General features: G+C 41.2%; 2 protein-coding genes. One reads left to right on the top strand and one right to left on the bottom strand.

The window, feature by feature from the left end; translation table 11 throughout:
- On the bottom strand, nucleotides 1-791 hold a 791-nt coding region (locus QUA43_RS30685), incomplete at its 3' end, for a CHASE3 domain-containing protein (protein ID WP_333379538.1).
- Nucleotides 792-1237: 446 nt separating this feature from the next.
- On the opposite strand from QUA43_RS30685, the gene QUA43_RS30680 reads away from it, so the two are divergent.
- Nucleotides 1238-1420, top strand: a complete 183-nt coding sequence (locus QUA43_RS30680; protein ID WP_333379536.1) for a hypothetical protein — start codon at nucleotides 1238-1240, stop codon at nucleotides 1418-1420.
- Nucleotides 1421-1463: the final 43 nt, after the last annotated feature.

Below are 1463 nucleotides of genomic sequence, written 5' to 3'. Positions count from 1 at the left end.
GATTGTTGGGAAGCCGCGCCCAGCTCATCCATTGTGATTGTAGTTTGATTTACAGAGCTCGATTGCTGTGCGGCTGTGCGTTCCTGCTGTTCCACTGTGGCCGCAATCTCTGTGGAAGAACTGGCGATCGTATTTGCTACCTGATTGATTGGTCGGATAATTTTATCAAAAACAAATAATACAATAAATGAACCCAATACTACAGCAACAACGGTACCTCCTATAGAAACAGTCGTCGCTAATTGCTCCGACTGTTTTGCTATTTTTGTTCTTTGAAGCAGTAGATTATCTTCTAGCTTAAGCATTTCTGCCAGCTTATCCCTGATTTGATCCATAAATATCTTGCCTTTACCTGAAATCACCAAGGCTCTTAGCTCTGGTTCTTTCCCAGCCCTTTTCAGGGATATAGTTTCCGCTAATTCCTCTAGTTTTTGCTGACCCAAATTTTCAACTTCCTCCAACTTGTTAACTTGTTCAGGGTTATCTTTTATTAACTCTTTTGTCTCATTTACTGTTTTATCAAAGGCGACGGTTCCCTTTTTGTAAGGTTCTAAAAATTCCTCCTTACCAGTGAATATAAACCCGCGCTGTCCTGTTTCAGCATCCACTAAATTTTTTTCTATGGCTTGCAAATTTGTCTTAACTACATAAGTGTGCGTTTGCAACTCAATAGCTTCGGCTAAATTATCCATACTCAATTTAGTGGCCAATCCGATGCTAATCATTAACAAAAAAATGGAGCCAAAGCCCAAAGGAACTACTTTACTAAGCCGAATAATATTTTGCGACATTTCACTTTTTACTCCTTGAGTGTTTATTTGGTTTTGTGGGTAAGTTGCAGCATCAATAAATTCCTGCTCTTTTTAACCCAAGTAGTTATTTAATTCCTAATACTCATTCAGAATTGATGCCCATTTTTGGGTGGAATAAACTTCCAGCGCTTCTTTTTGCTTTCCTTGCTTTAGTAACTCAACCATTGACTCAGACTCATTAAGAAAAATATGGCAAAACTTAATGTCGAGCAAGCGATGCAGGTCAAGCCTTTAGGATTAAGGGTTGTTTTGCCTGCTTCGATTTGGGATAAATCCTGTTTATTCGATTGTAGCGGGAAATTGAGAAACGAAGCCCAAACATCGTCAAAATCTCTCCCCCACTGTTCCTGTTTCCCACTATTGATTGGGGTTCAAGTCGATCGCATCAATGTTAAAACCTAGTTAAGCAACAAAATTTTAAGGTCATGGAAATAGTAGTGACGCTGGTGCTGGGTTCGGTGCTGTTTGTCTGCGGAATGCGGTTCGGGCGAGTGTTAGTTCGATCTGGAGTGACGGCTAATGATTTGTTTAAGGGCAGAAATTCGATCGCCCTGGCTTTGGCGATGCACTCGCGTGCGATCGTTGTGACTTGGATGCCGCAGGTTTGACAAGCTGGGAGGGCTGCCCGATCAATTCATGACTCAATGCTAT

Source organism: Microcoleus sp. N9_B4, assembly GCF_036701635.1.
Classification (GTDB): domain Bacteria; phylum Cyanobacteriota; class Cyanobacteriia; order Cyanobacteriales; family Microcoleaceae; genus Microcoleus.
This window is presented reverse-complemented; position numbering and strand designations above follow the sequence as displayed.

Bases quoted from the DNA above. Each gene is read 5' to 3' on its own strand.
- QUA43_RS30680 (WP_333379536.1), top strand. From the start codon at position 1,238: ATGGAAATAGTAGTGACGCTGGTGCTGGGTTCGGTGCTGTTTGTCTGC.